This is a genomic window from Klebsiella sp. G-Nf4, assembly GCF_002810615.1.
GTDB lineage: Bacteria > Pseudomonadota > Gammaproteobacteria > Enterobacterales > Enterobacteriaceae > Klebsiella > Klebsiella variicola.
The window spans coordinates 98,292-114,536 of the sequence record NZ_PION01000013.1 but is presented as its reverse complement, the minus strand read 5'-3'; the positions used below and the strand labels follow the sequence as shown (position 1 = coordinate 114,536).

General features: G+C 59.9%; 17 protein-coding genes and 1 pseudogene. 2 read left to right on the top strand and 16 right to left on the bottom strand.

Annotation, left to right across the window (positions count from 1 at the left end; all coding sequences use genetic code 11):
• Nucleotides 1–222: 222 nt before the first annotated feature.
• Nucleotides 223–855 carry an adhesin gene (locus CWM57_RS22990; RefSeq protein ID WP_077268429.1) on the top strand — a complete coding sequence of 211 codons (633 nt, stop codon included), beginning with the start codon at nt 223–225 and terminating at the stop codon, nt 853–855.
• 431 nt (nt 856–1,286) lie between these two features.
• Here CWM57_RS22990 and CWM57_RS22980 read toward each other — a convergent pair whose 3' ends face one another.
• The 12 genes and pseudogenes from CWM57_RS22980 to CWM57_RS27925 form a co-directional block, all read right to left on the bottom strand.
• Nucleotides 1,287–1,799 (bottom strand): 4-hydroxyphenylacetate 3-monooxygenase reductase subunit, encoded by a 513-nt coding sequence (locus CWM57_RS22980; RefSeq protein WP_012542962.1) that lies wholly within the window; start codon nt 1,797–1,799, stop codon nt 1,287–1,289.
• 19 nt (nt 1,800–1,818) lie between these two features.
• Nucleotides 1,819–3,381, bottom strand: coding sequence for a 4-hydroxyphenylacetate 3-monooxygenase, oxygenase component (gene hpaB / locus CWM57_RS22975; protein WP_002887473.1), 1,563 nt, complete (start codon nt 3,379–3,381; stop codon nt 1,819–1,821).
• A gap of 225 nt (nt 3,382–3,606) precedes the next feature.
• Nucleotides 3,607–4,497 (bottom strand): 4-hydroxyphenylacetate catabolism regulatory protein HpaA, encoded by an 891-nt coding sequence (gene hpaA, locus CWM57_RS22970; RefSeq protein WP_012542961.1) that lies wholly within the window; start codon nt 4,495–4,497, stop codon nt 3,607–3,609.
• Nucleotides 4,498–4,506: 9 nt separating this feature from the next.
• Nucleotides 4,507–5,883, bottom strand: a complete 1,377-nt coding sequence (gene hpaX / locus CWM57_RS22965; RefSeq protein ID WP_012542960.1) for a 4-hydroxyphenylacetate permease — start codon at nt 5,881–5,883, stop codon at nt 4,507–4,509.
• Nucleotides 5,884–6,001: 118 nt separating this feature from the next.
• Complete coding sequence (gene hpaI / locus CWM57_RS22960; RefSeq protein ID WP_074387158.1) at nt 6,002–6,793, bottom strand: 4-hydroxy-2-oxoheptanedioate aldolase; 792 nt, start codon at nt 6,791–6,793, stop codon at nt 6,002–6,004.
• 10 nt (nt 6,794–6,803) lie between these two features.
• Nucleotides 6,804–7,607, bottom strand: coding sequence for a 2-oxo-hept-4-ene-1,7-dioate hydratase (gene hpaH / locus CWM57_RS22955; protein ID WP_002887487.1), 804 nt, complete (start codon nt 7,605–7,607; stop codon nt 6,804–6,806).
• A gap of 162 nt (nt 7,608–7,769) precedes the next feature.
• Nucleotides 7,770–8,150, bottom strand: coding sequence for a 5-carboxymethyl-2-hydroxymuconate Delta-isomerase (locus CWM57_RS22950; protein WP_100631993.1), 381 nt, complete (start codon nt 8,148–8,150; stop codon nt 7,770–7,772).
• 9 nt (nt 8,151–8,159) lie between these two features.
• Nucleotides 8,160–9,017 carry a 3,4-dihydroxyphenylacetate 2,3-dioxygenase gene (hpaD, locus tag CWM57_RS22945; protein WP_061155878.1) on the bottom strand — a complete coding sequence of 286 codons (858 nt, stop codon included), beginning with the start codon at nt 9,015–9,017 and terminating at the stop codon, nt 8,160–8,162.
• Between the two features lies 1 nt (nt 9,018).
• On the bottom strand, nt 9,019–10,485 hold the full coding sequence (gene hpaE, locus CWM57_RS22940; protein ID WP_061155877.1) for a 5-carboxymethyl-2-hydroxymuconate semialdehyde dehydrogenase: 1,467 nt from the start codon (nt 10,483–10,485) through the stop codon (nt 9,019–9,021).
• Complete coding sequence (locus CWM57_RS22935; protein WP_074387157.1) at nt 10,482–11,246, bottom strand: fumarylacetoacetate hydrolase family protein; 765 nt, start codon at nt 11,244–11,246, stop codon at nt 10,482–10,484. Before CWM57_RS22935 ends, hpaE begins: the two co-directional genes overlap by 4 nt.
• On the bottom strand, nt 11,243–11,875 hold the full coding sequence (locus CWM57_RS22930; RefSeq protein ID WP_100676424.1) for a fumarylacetoacetate hydrolase family protein: 633 nt from the start codon (nt 11,873–11,875) through the stop codon (nt 11,243–11,245). Before CWM57_RS22930 ends, CWM57_RS22935 begins: the two co-directional genes overlap by 4 nt.
• 58 nt (nt 11,876–11,933) lie before the next feature.
• Nucleotides 11,934–12,098, bottom strand: a pseudogene (locus CWM57_RS27925) (hypothetical protein).
• Nucleotides 12,099–12,162: 64 nt separating this feature from the next.
• Here CWM57_RS27925 and hpaR point away from each other — a divergent pair.
• Nucleotides 12,163–12,603 (top strand): homoprotocatechuate degradation operon regulator HpaR, encoded by a 441-nt coding sequence (gene hpaR / locus CWM57_RS22925; protein WP_074387156.1) that lies wholly within the window; start codon nt 12,163–12,165, stop codon nt 12,601–12,603.
• Nucleotides 12,604–12,606: 3 nt separating this feature from the next.
• On the opposite strand, the gene CWM57_RS22920 is transcribed toward hpaR, so the two are convergent.
• From CWM57_RS22920 to CWM57_RS22905, 4 genes are read right to left on the bottom strand one after another with little or no spacing between them, the layout of a single operon-like run.
• A complete protein-coding gene (locus CWM57_RS22920) occupies nt 12,607–13,869 on the bottom strand; it encodes an FAD-dependent oxidoreductase (protein ID WP_100676423.1) in 1,263 nt (420 codons plus the stop codon).
• Nucleotides 13,850–14,113 carry a (2Fe-2S)-binding protein gene (locus CWM57_RS22915; protein WP_100676422.1) on the bottom strand — a complete coding sequence of 88 codons (264 nt, stop codon included), beginning with the start codon at nt 14,111–14,113 and terminating at the stop codon, nt 13,850–13,852. Before CWM57_RS22915 ends, CWM57_RS22920 begins: the two co-directional genes overlap by 20 nt.
• Nucleotides 14,110–15,219, bottom strand: coding sequence for an NAD(P)/FAD-dependent oxidoreductase (locus CWM57_RS22910; protein WP_100676421.1), 1,110 nt, complete (start codon nt 15,217–15,219; stop codon nt 14,110–14,112). Before CWM57_RS22910 ends, CWM57_RS22915 begins: the two co-directional genes overlap by 4 nt.
• Complete coding sequence (locus tag CWM57_RS22905) at nt 15,216–16,163, bottom strand: 4-hydroxyproline epimerase (RefSeq protein WP_100631989.1); 948 nt, start codon at nt 16,161–16,163, stop codon at nt 15,216–15,218. The genes CWM57_RS22910 and CWM57_RS22905 overlap by 4 nt, the downstream gene beginning before the upstream one ends.
• Nucleotides 16,164–16,245: the final 82 nt, after the last annotated feature.

Sequence of the window (16,245 nt, the reverse complement as noted above, 5' to 3'; positions counted from 1 at the left end):
TTTCTACTGTTTCTTTTTTGGGACAGTTGGCTATTTTTTTTAGTAAACGAAATGAAATCAGGAAATGAGAATATACCGTATAAGGAGCTGTTGTATGTTAGTTTTAAGGTAGGCATCACAGGTGGTGTTATTGGCGGGGTTGGTATCTGGCTGATGAATTATTTTTCTTCTCAACGTAGAAAATAACCACAATATGTACGAGTTGTTGTGGAGAATAACCTGATGGGTGGGAACGAATGGAGCCAGGGTGAGAAAGCCAGAGAGCATGGCGCAGATGTTCTCTCATGCGCAGATAACCCGTCTGGTACAGCCTGCCAGCGAGGAATTGCTGAGAATAAAGCTTATGCAAGTGCCTTGGCTTCAGCGGGGCTAATCTACCTGCCGGGGGAAGTGCAGGTTACTGGCGCGATAGGCGGAACGGCAAATGCTGGTATCCAGTATCTTATTAATGGAGAAGTTAATCCAACGGATGTGCTCATTGCGACGTATGTTGGAGCTTTTACCAGAAATACAGGATTAAAGGGAATAATGAGCTGGAATGCGGCAGGTGGTGCAATATCCAGCTATCTGAAAGGGGATAATCCTTTTACAGGTGGCTTAAGTAATGGTTTGGCCTCTGGGGCGGGTTATGGTGCAGGAAAACTCATTGAGCTGCCTATGGATAAAATTTACAACCCGATGAAGCCATGGAAAGACTGGATCTGGACAGATGTCGGGATGGGAATATCCAAACCGCTGCCGATTAATCCAGTACCTGGTATTGCTGGTAATGCCTCGGGTAGTGCGGTGACAGAGATCCTCAATGATCAAGCGGGTAAAACAGGTGTGAAATTCCAAAAAGGGAACCAAAAATGAATAGAAAATCTTGGTTCTTTATTTTTTTCTATCTATTTTTTGCTTGCAATGTAGCAATGATCGTATTGTTTTTAATTATATACGTGCTCATTAGAGGTTACCTCTTATTGGTTTACCACATCCCATTTGAGCTGATTTGGAGTGATACATGGAAGTATACAAAAGCTGCATGTTTCACAGGGGCGTTGATAGCTACTGGTTGTTGGTGGATTTATTACCAGGGCTACAAGAAAAATCGTAATAGGTAGCGGGAGGGAATCCCCATCCGAGCGAGGAGCAAATCAGCGCGCAGGTGAGCCGGACGGCGACGACGGACTACGATACGGGCGGAAAGTACCAGAAGGCGGCGCTGACACAGTTTGCCCAGCAGGAACGCTAACGCGAATCTATGTAGCCCCTCCCCGTTATCCGGGGAGAGGCAGGCGAGGCCATTACACCGCGACTTCCATTTCCATCATCACCGGGTGGAAACGGCGTTTAAAGTAAATCAGACCGTGCCCTTGCGGGCTCAAGGTAATATTCCTGATCTCCACCAGATACACCAGGTGGGTACCAATGGTTTGTACCTGGCTAATCTCGCCTTCGAGACTGGCCAGTGAACCTTTCAGCACCGGCTGCCCGAGCGCGCCCTGCTGCCAGCCGCTGAGGGCAAATCGCTCTTCCATCGTCACCCCGGTCATCCCGGCGAAATGACGGGCCATGATTTCCTGTTCGTGGTTCAGCACGTTGATGCACAACTTGCCGTTACCCTGAAACACCGGGTTCATCGCGCTGTTGGCGTTGATACAAACCATCACCGATGGCGGCGTATCCGTCACCGAGCACACCGCCGTGGCGGTAATGCCGCAGCGACCGGCTTCGCCTTCGGTGGTGACAACGTTAACCGCCGCCGACAGGCTGGCCATGGCATCGCGAAAACGCAGGCGTTGTTCATCTAATTGCATTATGACCTCCCGCTGTGAATTACTTCAGCAGCTTATCCAACATGTTGATATCAGCGTTATTGTGCAGATGCGGCACCGTCCAGCCGTTCTGGTCGTACTCGGACAGGCAGCGGTCGACCATCGCCATCATTTTGTCCATATTGCCGGAGCTCTGCGCCTGGCGCAGACACTGCAGGCGAATTTCATCCTGGCTACCGGAGTAGTTGATCTCATACAGTTCATGGCGACCGCCGAATTCGCTGCCGATGGCGTCCCACATCAGTTTGAGGATCTTGATACGTTCAACGTGATCCATACCGTTGGAGCCGCGCACGTACTTCGCCAGATACTGGTCGATCTGCGGGTTGTTCAGATCGCGGGCGCTGGACGGCAGATAAATCAGGCCGCTGGTGACGTTGCGCTCGATGATGTTCTTGATCTTGGCGTAGGCCATCGGGGCCATCACGCGATAGGTCTGCAGCGCGGCGTGATCCGGCAGCCATGCGCCATTGACCCACGGCGTCGCTTCCGAGCACATGGAATCGCTAAGCGCCCAGAACATGTTGCGCCAAGCGACTACTTCGCCGAGGTCGGCCTGTACGCCGCGGAACTCGAGGGTGCCGGTACATTCCAGAGAGCGTTTCAGCAGGGCGGTGATAAAGTCCAGTTTTACCGCCAGGCGTACGCAGGCCTGCAGGGGATACATGCGGGCGAAACCACCTTCCATGGTCCAGCGGCGGCAGCGGTCAAAGTCGCGATAAATCAGTACGTTCTCCCATGGGATCAGCACCTTATCCATTACCAGAATCGCGTCGTTCTCGTCGAAACGGCTGGAAAGCGGATAGTCGTACGGGGAGCCGGTCGCACCGGCGACCATCTCATAGGAGGCGCGGGAGATAAGCTTGACGCCTTCGGCATCCATCGGCGCGACGAACATCAGCGCGAAGTCCGGGTTCTCGCCCATCACCTGTGCGGAGCCGAAGCCGATCATGTTGTAGTGGGTCAGCGCTGAGTTGGTGGCGACCACTTTCGCGCCGCTGACGATGATCCCGGCATCGGTCTCTTTTTCCAGCTTGATGTAGACATCCTTCACTTCATCAGCCGGCTTGTGGCGGTCGATCGGCGGGTTGACGATCGCGTGGTTAAAGTACAGGCCGGTTTCCTGAATGCGGGTGTACCAGTTGCGGGCGTTCTGCTCGAACTGGCCGTAAAACGCCGGGTTGGCGCCCAGCGCGCAGCCGAAGGCGGCTTTGTAGTCCGGGGTGCGGCCCATCCAGCCGTAGCTTAAGCGCGACCACTCGGCGATGGCGTCGCGCTGCTGGCGCAGGTCGTCGGCGCTTTTCGCCACGCGGAAGAATTTATGGGTGTAGCCGCCGCTGCCGGTATCGGTGCCCCAGCACAGGGAATCCTGCATCTCCGGTTTGTGCAGCGCATCGTACAGCTGAGCGACAGAAGCCGCGGCGTTACGGAAGGCCGGGTGGGTGGTGACATCCTTCACGCGCTCGCCGTAGATATAAATTTCGCGGCCATCCTGCAGGCTTTTTAAATACTCTTCGCCAGTTAACGGGCGTTTCGCGTCGGCGCGGAAATCTTCAGGTTTCATAGGGGCCTCTTCAGTATTTATCGGAAAAATAATGTTAAATATATGTTTTGTTTTTGTTGTTTAATTGAAGCGGTTATTGCGCTTGCCGTGAAGGGACGTTTGCGACAACGGCGGGTACTTTTCAGGCGGGATTAAATTTTGTGATCTCGGCAGCTTTTGGCGGGTGGCGCGGCGCTGACCCGCCCTGTGGTCTGTAGCCCAGGCAAGCGCAGCGCCGCCGGGGTATTACGACACAGGTACTTTTTGCGCCCGGTAGCTGCTGGGCGAGCAGCCGACCTGGCGGCTAAAAAAGCGCGCAAAATAGGCAGGGTCTTTAAACCCCAGCTGCCAGGCAATCTCATTGACCGCGCTATCGGAAAACAGCAGCAGCCGCTTCGCCTCGCGCAGCTGGCGGTCGAATATCAGCCGCTTCGGCGAACGGTTGGCGAAGCGGCGGCAGATATCGGTCAGCCGCGATTCGGTCAGATGCAGCTCCCTGGCGTAATCCGGTACCGTCCAGTGCTGATGGTAGTGGCTGTCGATCATCTGGTTAAAGCGCTGGAATAGCTTCAGCTCGCCGCGCATCCCGCTGGCGGCATGATCGTCGAGCCTGGCGTTGCGCAGCAGCAGGGTAAATACCGCCTGCGCCAGCAGCGCCAGGGTGTGTTCCCGCCCGGGCAACTGGGCGGTAGATTCCCGACGAATCAGCTGCCAGTAGTGGGCCAGCGCCGCCAGCTCGTCGGGTTTATCTGCCAGCGACAGACAGATCCCCGGCAGGCCGAAGGTCTCCCGCGTGCCGGGATAAAGCACCTCCAGCAGCGGCCAGATGAGTTCTTCGTGCACCGTCAACACGTGACCATCGCTATCGGACTCGGTAATAAACGCGTGCGGCACCGAGGGCGGCGTTAACACAAACAGCGGCGCCTGCACCGAATAGCGATGGTCATCAAGCTGCAGCTCAATCTGCCCGGTATCAAGGTAGTGCATCTGGAAATAACGGTCGTGACGATGCGCCTGCATGTCGCGGCCAAAAAAGGCCGCCATGCGGGAAAACGACTGATAGTGCACCTCTTCGGTGCCCAGGCTCTCGTCGTACTCTTTATTGATATCGATGTTGGCGATTGGGCTTTGGCACATAGCGGCTCCTTACGGTGTCGCGCGAGGGCGCGAGCCCTTCATCGGAATCGCCCAGATGATCACCGCGCCAATCACCAGCAGCGCGGCGACGAACCACAGCCCGCTGCTGAAGCTGCCGGTAATATCCTTCAGCCAGCCGATCATAAAGGGACTGAGCGCCGATCCGATATTGCCGGTGGCGTTGATCACCGCGATGCCGATCGCGCGGGCACGCAGGCTGATGGACTGATCCGGCGTGGTCCAGAAAATGGCCATGGCGCTAAACGATCCGGTGGAGGCCATTACGATCCCGAGCAACTGGATCAGGTTGTGATCGGTGGCCGACGCCAGCAGCCAGCCCGCAGCGGCGAACAGGAACGGCAGGGCAGTGTGATGCTTCCGCTCCTGGTATTTATCGGAGTGGCGGCTCCAGTAGATCATCCCGAGAATGGTACAAATTTGCGGGATCGCCGCCAGCAGACCGATGGTGATATTGCTGCTGCTTTCGTTAAAGCTTTTGAGGATCTGCGGCGTCCAGATGCTGATCGCGCTGAGCGTATTGGTCAGGCAGAAGTAGGCGAGGGTGTACATCAGCACGATCGGGGTGAACACTTCCCGCCACAGGCTGCGCTGCTGCATGGCGTGATGGCTGATGGCCCCTTCCGGCTGCACCAGAGTCAGGCGATCGTTATCCATCATCTCCTGCAGACATTTTTTGTCCTCCGCCGTCAGCCACCTGGCCTTCGACGGAGAATCATCCAGCCAGAACCAGACCATAATGCCGAGCAGCACCGACGGGAAGCCTTCCAGCAGGAACAGCCACTGCCAGCCGTGCAGGTTCAGCAGACCGTCGAGGGACAAGATATAGCCGGAGACGATCGACCCCAGCGCGGTGGTCACCGGCATCGCAATCATAAACAACGCGTTAGCGCGGGCGCGGAAAAATGCCGGGAACCAGTAGGTCAGGTACAGCAGGATACCCGGCAGGAAACCGGCCTCGGTGATCCCCACCAGCATGCGCAGAACATAGAGACTTTTTGGTCCGGTGGCGAACATGGTGGCGGTAGAGGCGATGCCCCACAGCACCATGATGGTAGCGATCCAGCGTCGCGCGCCGACGATGCTGAGCATCACGTTGCTGGGAATGCCAAAAATGACGTAAGTGGCGTAAAACAGGGTGGTGGCCAGGCCAAACATGGTGGCGTTGAGGCCCAGATCCTGCCCCATGGTTAATCCGGCAAAGCCAATGTTGATCCTGTCTAAAAACGAAAAGATAAACAGGACGAATAAAAACACGATCAGACGGCGGAAGAGCTTGTTGATAACCGACTGCTGCTGCGCCGTCAGCTGTTTGTGCTGATTCGCCGGATCGAACTTTTCCGGGATGGCAGGTGATGTATCGCTCATTATTATTTTCCTCTAATGGGAATTTTGTAGGGTACTGCGGGTTGCCCGGTAGTGCTGCGCTTACCGGGCCTGCGATTCGCTGCTGCTCCGGGCCGGATGAGCGTAGCGTCACCCGGTGTTAGTAGACGCCTGACGAACCCAGGGCGGTTTTTTCCGCGCCAAACCGCGCCGCCAGGGCTTCTGCGCCGCGAGCCAGCAGCGTGGTATCGACGCCGACGGCGACGAACAGCGCGCCAAGCTCCAGATAGCGTTTCGCCAGCTGTTCATTGGCCATCAGGATCCCCGGCGCTTTACCGGCCTGACGGATTTGCTGGATGGCATCTTCAATGGCGGCCTGTACTTCCGGGTGCTGTGGATTGCCGCCGTGACCCATATCGGCGCTGAGATCCGCCGGGCCGATGAACACGCCATCCACCCCGTCGACATCAAGGATCTGCGGCAGATTTTTCAGCGCTTCGCGGGTCTCAATCTGTACCAGCACGCACATGGCGTCATTGGCCTGGTGGATATAATCCGGGACGCGATTCCAGCGCGAGGCGCGGGCCAACGCGCTGCCGACGCCGCGGATGCCGGCTGGTGGGTAGCGGGTGGCGCTTACCGCCAGCCGCGCTTCTTCGGCATTCTGCACCATCGGCACCAGCAGGGTTTGCGCGCCGACATCCAGCAGCTGTTTAATTTGCACCGGATCGTTCCACGACGGACGCACCACCGGCTGGCTGGGGTAGGGCGCAATGGCCTGGAGCTGGGTCAGCACCGTTTGTACATTGTTGGGCGCGTGTTCGCCGTCGATCAGCAGCCAGTCGAAGCCCGCGCCGGCCAGCAGTTCGGCGCTGTAGCTGCTGCACAGCCCAAGCCACAGGCCGATTTGCGGATGCCCGGCCTTGATTGCCGCTTTAAAAGCGTTGTTCATCTTGCTCTCCTCAAACAAAGCGGCAGCTGATGGCGCCCATGTTGCCGTAGTCGACGTGGAAGGTATCGCCCTTGCGCGCCGGAACCGGGCGGGTGAAGGAGCCGCCGAGGATGATTTGCCCGGCTTCGAGCTGGACATCGTACGGCGCCAGTTTGTTGGCCAGCCAGGCCACGCCGTTGGCCGGATGATTGAGTACGCCCGCGGCGACGCCGGTCTCTTCAATCACGCCGTTGCGATACAGCAGGGCGGAGATCCAACGCAGGTCGAGCTCGTCCGGTTTAATCGGCCGGCCGCCGAGGATCACCCCGGCGTTGGCGGCGTTGTCGGAGATGGTGTCGAACACTTTGCGCGGACGCTGGGTTTCCGGGTCGATGTTGTGGCAGCGCGCGTCGATAAGCTCCAGCGCCGGGATAACGTAGTCGGTGGCGTTGTAGACATCAAACAGCGTACAGTTCGGGCCGCGCAGCGGTTTGGCCAGCACGAAGGCCAGCTCGACTTCGATACGCGGAACGATAAAGCGGTCGGTGGGAATATCGCTGCCGTCGTGGAAGAACATATCGTCGAGCAGCGCGCCGTAGTCCGGCTCGCTGATCTGCGAGCTGGCCTGCATCGCTTTAGAGGTCAGGCCGATCTTGTGGCCTTTGAGCACGCGGCCTTCGGCGATCTTCATTTCGACCCACTCGCGCTGGACGGCGTAGGCGTCCTCAATGGTGATCGACGGATAATCCAGCGAGATCGCACGGATCTGTTCACGCTGTTTTTCGGCCTGGTTCAGCCGCTGGGCGATCAGGGTTCGGGTCTGTTTATCGAGCATAGTGATTCCTGTGGCATTACCGGAAATGTGCACAATCGAGTAGCCCGGCGAGGCGTTTACGCCGACCCCGGGGCGGCCCGGAGCAAACCCCGGCGTCGCGTTGCTCGGCCGGGCTACCTGCTGTAGGCCCGGTAAGCGCAGCGCCACCGGGCAATTTGCACGTTATTTAAATAACGCGTGCACGTTGTTCTGTTTGTAGTTCAGCGTCGGGTCGAGCTCTTCCATGGCGAACGACAGCGCCAGATAGCGGCTCTCCATCAGCGCGGCAAAATGGGCTTTGATCAGCGCGAACAGCATATCTCCCACGTCCTGACGGCTCTCCAGACTGCGCCCGGCGCCGATTTTCAGGGTCATATGCACGAAGGCGTAATCCTGCTTGCCGTCGGCCATCTGCCAGGTATTCAGCCAGTGGGCGCGGCTGCGGATCCCGCCGATCGGGAAGATACCGGTGGCGGCCAGCGCCTCGTTGACTTTGGCAAACAGCCCAGGCAGATCGGCCTGCTCGCGGATGTTGTCGGTACACTCGGCGATAAAATGCGGCATGGGGCCTCCTTACGCCTGCGCCGGCAGCGGGAACACGGCGTTAACCTGGCCGGTGCCGGAGCTGGCGAATAGCTCGGTGATAAACTCCACCTTGCCGTCGTATTTATCCCAGCCCAGCAGGCCAAGCAGCATCACCGTGTCGTGCATGTTGCCTTCGCCATAGCAGTAGTCGGCGTACTCCGGCAGCATGGTGCAGAACTCTTTGAATTTGCCCTCCCGCCACAGCTTCACCACCCGCTCATCCATTTGATGGTCAAACTCGCGGGTATAGCTGTTCATGCCTTCTTCGGCACGCTGGTCGTCGATAAAGCGGTGCGACAGCGAACCGCTGGCCAGCACCGCCACGGTGCCATCATATTTCTCGATAGCGGTGAGAATGGCTTCGCCCAGCCTGCGGCTGTCGGCAAAATCGTGAACGGTACAGAAAGCGGAGATAGATACCACTTTGAAATGCTTATCGCTGTTCATGTAGCGCATCGGCACCAGGGTGCCGTACTCCAGCTTCAGGCTCGGAATATTGTGCGCTTTGGCGCGTACGCCAAGCTTCACCGCCTCGTCGGCGATAAGCTGGCCCAGCTCCGGATTGCCGTCGTAGTCGTAGGTCATGTCGCGAATAAAATGCGGCAGTTCGTTACTGGTGTAGACGCCCTGGAAATGGTCAGCGCAGTTGATGTGATAGGCGCTGTTGACCAGCCAGTGGGTGTCGAACACGATAATGGTATCAACGCCCATTTCACGACAGCGCTTGCCAATTTCTTTATGCCCATCGATCGCGCCCTGACGGCAGCCGTGGTTTTTCCCCGGCAGCTCAGACAGATACATCGACGGCACGTGAGTGATTTTTGCTGCTAACGCTAACTTACCCATATCAGACTCCCCATTTCGGGATCGGATGGTCGCCCATCGAGATGCAGACGTTTTTCATTTCGGCGAACACTTCAAAGCTGTACTCGCCGCCTTCGCGGCCGGTGCCGGAGGCCTTCACGCCGCCGAACGGCTGACGCAGGTCGCGCACGTTCTGGGTGTTGACGAACACCATCCCGGCTTCAATACCGCGGGCCAGACGCAGCACTTTGCTGACGTCCTGGGTCCAGATATACGACGCCAGGCCGTATTCCACATCGTTGGCCAGACGCAATCCTTCCGCTTCGTCTTTGAACGGCAGCAGGCAGGCGACCGGGCCAAATATTTCTTCCTGAGCGACGCGCATGCGGTTATCGACATCCGCCAGCACCGTCGGGCGCAGGAAGTTGCCGGATTTCAGATGCGCCGGCAGGTCGGACGGTTTATCCGGGCCACCGGCCAGCAGGGTGGCGCCCTCTTCGATACCGAGGCGAATGTAGCCGGACACTTTCTCCCAGTGTGGCTTGCTAATCAGCGCGCCGACCTGGGTATTCGGGTCGGTCGGATCGCCCACGCGCAGGCGGTTGGCGCGCTCGGCGAAGCGCTTGACGAACTCCGGATAAATACTCTGCTGAATGAAAATACGCGAACCGGCGGTGCAGCGTTCACCGTTGATCGAGAAAATGGTGAACAGCGCGGCGTCGAGGGCGCGCTCAATATCGGCGTCTTCAAAAATCAGCACCGGCGACTTTCCGCCAAGCTCCATGGAGTACTTTTTCAGGCCGGCGTTTTTCATGATGTTGCGTCCGGTGGCGGTGCCGCCGGTAAAGGAAACGGCGCGAATATCATGATGGCGCACCAGCGCGTCGCCCGCGGTAGCACCATAGCCTTGCACCACGTTGAGCACACCTGCCGGGATCCCCGCTTCCAGCGCCAGCTCGCCCAGGCGATCGGCGGTCAGCGGCGACAGTTCGGACATTTTCAGCACCGCGGTATTCCCCAGTGCAAGACACGGCGCGACCTTCCAGGTGGCGGTCATAAACGGCACGTTCCACGGCGACACCAGCGCGCACACGCCGACCGGCTGCACGAGGGTGTAATTGAGCATCTTGTCATCGACCGGATAGGTCTTGCCGTTCATCTGCTGACACACTTCGGCGAAAAATTCGAAGTTATGCGACGCCCGCGGGATCAGCACGTTTTTGGTCTGGTGGATAGGCAGGCCGGTATCGGCGGTTTCCATCGCCGCGATCTCCGGGACGTTCTGATCGATCAGATCGCCCAAGCGGCGCATCAGGCGCGCGCGCTCTTTCATCGGCAGGTTAGCCCACTTCGGAAAGGCCTCTTTTGCCGCCGCGACTGCCTGGTGGACCTCGGCTTCACCGCCGGAGGCGACTTCAGCCAGTACCTCGCCGGTGGCCGGGTTGGTGGTATGAAAATAGTCTGCGCCGGCAACGTTTTTACCGTTGATCCAATGGTTAATCTTTTTCATGACAGTGTCTCCTCATACGCTTGCTGGCTGATGATATGGTTGACCAGGCGGCCCACGCCCTCGACTTCGACGATCACTTCGTCGCCCGGCACCACATCGGACAGACCTTTCGGCGTGCCGGTGGCGATCATGTCGCCTGGTTGCAGGGTCATAAATTCGCTTAAATAAGCGATGAGGAACGGGATGCTGAAGATCAGGTCGGCGGTGGTGCCCTGCTGGCGCAGTTCGCCGTTGACCCAGGTGCGCAGGGCCAGATTATGCGGATCCGGGATCGCCTCTTTGGCGACGATCCACGGGCCGATCGGCGTCAGGGTGTCGCGGCTTTTTACCCGCAGGTTCGGGCGGTAGTAGTTTTCCAGATAGTCGCGGATCGCATAGTCGTTGCACACGGTATAGCCGGCCACATAGTCCATGGCCTCGGCTTCGCTGACGCGGCGGGCGGTTTTCCCGATCACCACCACCAGTTCGGCTTCGTAGTGCATGTATTCGACGTTATCCGGGCGTACCGACTGCTGCTGGTGGCCAATAAAGGTGTTCGGCGCTTTGATGAACACCAACGGCTCGGTTGGCGGCTTAAACTCCAGCTCGCTGGCGTGGTCGGCGTAGTTCAGCCCCAGCGCGAACAGCGTGCCGTCAGCGGGCGGCAACCAGCGGAATTCACCCTCGTTTAACACCGTGCCATCGTCCAGGTGAACCTGATCGCGTTCATCGACCAGCACGTCGCGTACTCGTCCCTGCCATTCAATGCGTGCCTGTTTCATGCCAGCTCTCCTTCTGCGACAACCGGGTTTTCGAGCGCCGGGAAACCGTCGGCGAGGATACGTACCCGGTCGCCGGGGCGCAGCGTGACGCGGGAGTGGGGCGTGCCGATAAGAATCGCGTCGCCGGGATTGAGGGTGGCGAACTCGCTCAAGGCGCTCAGCAGCTGCGCGGCGTTACGCTGCAGATCGCCGGTATGCCAGCTATCCGCTTCGCGGCCATTGATTTCGGTGATAATGGTCAGATTATCGACGTTACGCACCGCCGACAGCGCGCCGACGGGGCAGAAGCCGTCGCGGCACTTCGCCTTGATCGCCGGGCGATAAAAACTCTCTTCCGGCAGGCTCACATCGTTAGCCAGCGCGTAGCCGGCGATATAGTTCGCCGCCTGTTCCGCTGCCACTTTACGTGCGGTTTTGCCGACAATCAGCGCCACGGTGGCGCCGCTTTGTACGGTCTCGCCCTGCGGATAGGGGATCGACTCGCCATCGCCAATCACGGTATTGCGCGGCTTGATAAACCAGACCGCGGTTTTCGGCGGCGTCTTGTAGGGGGCCTGTTGAAACGCTTCGCGCCAGGCGTCGAGCTGGCTGCGATGATTGAGCGCAACGGCGAAGATGGTACCTTTCATTCACCACTCCTCTGGTACTGATTTCGGATTTAAATGCATTTCATTAATATGTTAATGATCATCTTTTATGCTTTGCGGCCAGGTTTAGCAACTGGAAGTGAATGTTTTGTGATCTGATTAACACAATATTTACACATCAATAACTTATTTGTTTTTAATCAATGGGTTGACTATTTTTCAGGAAAAGGCTGGTACTTTTCAGGTGCAGAAACCGGTTGTACATGGCAGGATTAAAGCTAATTGTTAAGTTGTTAATAAGTTTTGGATGAGGCTGTAGAGGGGATACTATGCATGATTCATTAACCATTGCCTTGTTGCAGGCGCGTGAGGCGGCGATGGCCTACTTTCGGCCGATCGTCAAACGGCACAATCTCACCGAACAGCAGTGGCGGATCGTGCGAATTCTCGCCGAACGTCCGTCGATGGACTTTCACGATCTGGCCTTTCGCGCCTGTATCCTGCGCCCCAGCCTGACCGGGATTTTGACGCGCATGGAGCGGGATGGGCTGGTGTTGCGCTTAAAGCCGGTTAACGATCAGCGCAAGCTGTACGTCTCGCTGACGCCTGCCGGAACCGCGCTGTATGAAAGCGCCCAGGCCGAGGTGGAAGAAACCTATCGCCTGCTGGAGGCCCAGTTCACCACGGAAAAGCTGCAGCAACTGACCTCGCTGCTGGAGGAGTTTATTGCGCTTGGCGTCCCTGCCGGGCGCGGTGCAGAAGAAGAGTAGCGGTTACGGCTCGGCGCTCAGCCTGGCGAGGGCAATAAGCGTTTCCGCGCGGGCGGGGGACAGCGGCTCTCTCGGCTGCGGCAGCGGCCAGCCATACAGCCAGCGGGCGCTGGCGGCGCAGGTGCGCCCTTGACAGGCGCCCATTCCGCAGCGCTGGGTCAGTTTGGCCTGCGCCCAGCCTCCGGCGGCCGCCACATCGCCGCAGCGTACATCTTCGCAGCGGCACAGCAGGCTCTCCGGCGTTGCGGCGTCTTTCAAGGATTCCGTCAGCCGGAAGGTACGGTTGATTGCTTCGGCGAAACGCTGCCAGCGGGCGCGGCGGGTAAATAACGCCTGCGCTTGCTGGCTGGCCCCGGCGGCGGCATACCCGGCGATTTCGCCCTCCGCCAGCGCCAGCTCGCTACCGCCGAAACCGGTGCACTCGCCGGCGGCATAGATATCCGCGATGCTGGTCTGCTGCCAGCGGTTAACCTGGAGCGCCTCCTGTGCCGTGGCGCAGCCAAACAGCAGCCCCGTCTCGATATTGGGTATCAGCCCGTAGCCGATAGCCAGCCGATCGCAGGCGATAGTTCGCTCGACGCCGCGCTGGCGAAGCGTAACGGCTTCCAGCCGCGTTGCGCCGTGAGCGCGGATCGCCTGCGCGCCGCTCAGATAGCCTTTCGGGGCCAGCGTCGCTAACTGGCGCAGCTTCTGCGGCCAGCGCCACAGCCCGCTGGCGAAGCGCAGTAGCGCCGGGAGCGGCGCTTGCTCAATGATATTCGTCACGTCGCCTCCGGCCTTGTTCACCGTATCCGCCACCGCCAGCAGTAGCGGACCGCTGCCGGCAATCACCACCTTTTCTCCTTTCAGCGACAGGCCCTGTTTGATTTGCGCCTGCAGGCCGCCCGCGCCGGTCACGCCGGGTAAGGTCCAGCCGGGAAAGGGCAGCGACAGCTCGCGCGCGCCGCAGCAGAGGATCAGTTTCTGCCAGTAAACCACGCCAGCGCCGTCGGCGGTTTCAAACAGCACGCTGTGCGCGGAGGGGCGGGCAATCAGCCGCGCGCCGTTCACTACACGGATGGCGGCAGACGCGGCGATGGCGTCGCGGTAGCGCCGGGCCAGGACGGGCAGCGTCGCCTGCGGACCGGCCCGCCAGATTTGCCCGCCAGGGGCGGGGTTATCGTCGAGAATAATCACCTGTTTATCGCAGGCGGCGGCGGAGAGCGCGGCCGCCATGCCGGCGGGGCCGGCGCCGAGGATTAAAATGTCACAACGCAGCGTTTGCATAGCGGCTCCTTTCTATTTGCATACCGGCCCGGCACAAGGTCTGGCAGGCCAGCACCCGCCGGCCGTCGACGGTGATCCGGCACTCCTGGCAGACGCCCATGCCGCAAAATGGCGCGCGTGAGTCGCCGTTGACCGCCTGGCGGGTGGTGGGATCGCCGGTCAACGCCAGCGCCACCGCCACGCTAATGCCTTCCGGCACCATCAGCGCTTCGCCATCAATGGTGATAGTGAGAGTGGCCTTCATGCCATCGCCTCCTGATGACACAAACGGGCCGGGAGCCAGGCGTCGGGCGCCAATGGGCAGCGTTCATCGAGGATCTGCGCCGCCAGCAGTTCAGCCGTGGCCGGGGCGGTGGTGACGCCCAGCCCTTCATGGCCCAGCGCTAACCATACGCCACGGCGGGCGGGGTGCGGGCCGATCAGCGGGTTGCCATCCGGCGAGGCGGCGCGCAGGCCGCTCCAGCAACGGATGATATTCAACGTCGCCAGCGCCGGCACGAAATGGCGGGCGCGATCGAGCATCTGCGCCAGCAAGGGCAGATCCAACTCGCGCTCACGGTTATCAAACTGACGCGAAGAGCCAATCAGCAGCTGGCCGGTTGGCCGCGGCTGAAGGTTAAACGCCACCGAGGTGCCGCCGCCATGGGCGCTGGCGCCGTAACCCAGCTCAACCAGCTGGTGATGCACCCGCGGCCGGTAGCGATCGGTAATCGCCAGTTGGCCTTTTTTCGGTCGCAGCCAGTTTTCCGCTAACAGCGCGTTGGCTTCAAGTCCGCAGGCCACCACGATGGCCCGCGCCTGTAGCCGTTTGCCGCTGGCGAGCAGCACCTGCGGTTCGGTAATCGCCTGCGCGCTGTCGTGCAGGCAGGTGAGATGGTCTCCGGCATCGGCCATCAGCCAGCGGGCGACGTTTGGCGCGTAGACGATACCATCGCCTGGCACCCACAGGCCGCCCGCCAGCCCGCCGCGCAGCAGCGGCTCGCGTCCGGCGATCTGCTGCGGGGTCTGGCGTTCGCTGGGCACCTGATAGCTGGCCAGCCGCCGCTGTTTGTCGCCAGCCACGGCCATCTCTTCTTCGCTTTCCGCCAGCCACAGCGTGCCGCAGCCGCGCCAGGCGCAATGGTCGGGCATCCGTGGCGTGATAGCGCGCCAGCGTTCCAGCGACCATGCCGACAAGGCAAGCTCGGCGGGGTCGTCATCCATGCACACCAGATGGCCCATACCGGCCGCCGTCGCGCCGGGCTGACCGTCATCGATAAGCGTCACGCTCTGCCCCCGCTTCGCCAGCTGCCACGCGCAGGCGGCGCCGATGATCCCGGCGCCGATCACGATGACATCGCACTGCTTCACGGCGCGATCCCCCAGCAGAAGGGATCGTCAGGGTTGAGGATCAACTGGTTATCGCCGCACACCCAGGCTTCGCCACGGATCGTTGGGATGATGCCTTCCGCGGTGCGCTGGTAGCTGGCGGTAAACTGGCTGCCGATGATGCTGGCCTGACGCCAGATTTCTCCTGGCTGCAGCTTGCCCTCCTGCGCCAGGCAAGCCAGCTTGGCGCTGGTGCCGGTACCGCACGGCGAGCGATCCCAGGCCTTTCCCGGACAGAGTACGAAGCTGCGGCTGTCGGCGGTATCGTCAGCGGCGAAGAGTTCGATATGGTCGATAACGCCGCCGTCATCGCCGCGGATCCCCGCGGCTTCCAGCCCCTCGCGCACCGCCCAGGCGTAGTCGGTGAGCTGTGGAATCTGTTCGGGGGTAATGGCGAACGGGTGGTCGTTAATCAGAAAAAACCAGTTACCGCCCCAGGCAATATCGCCGATGACGGGACCCAGCGCGGTCTCAACGCGGATCTGTTTTTTCCAGCGGCGGGCCGGGACGTTTTGCACCGATACGCTGCCATCGTCGTGCAACGTGGCGCTTACGTCGCCGACCGGCGTTTCAATCAGATGCACGCCGGGCTGGATACGCCCAAGCCAGGCCAGCGAGGCGATAAGCCCGATGGTGCCGTGACCGCACATATTCAGAAAACCGGCGTTGTTGAAGAAAATCACGCCAGCGGTAGCCGCTGCCGAGACAGGTTTGCACAGCAGCGCGCCGACCAGTACGTCATTACCGCGCGGTTCGAGAATGGCCGCCTGACGCCACAGGTCGAAGTCGCGGGCAAAGCGGTCGCGGCGCTCCGCCATGTTGCCGCCGCCGAGGTCGGGGAAGCCGTCAATGATCAGGCGGGTCGGTTCGCCGCCGGTATGTGAATCAATAGCTCTCAGCGTAACAGGGGGGCGTGGCGCGGTCATCAGACTCTCCGGAAGTTAACAACATGTTTCATCATGCTGGCGCAACCTTTCCCGGCCTGCTTGAGCGCTTTCGTCAGAGAAA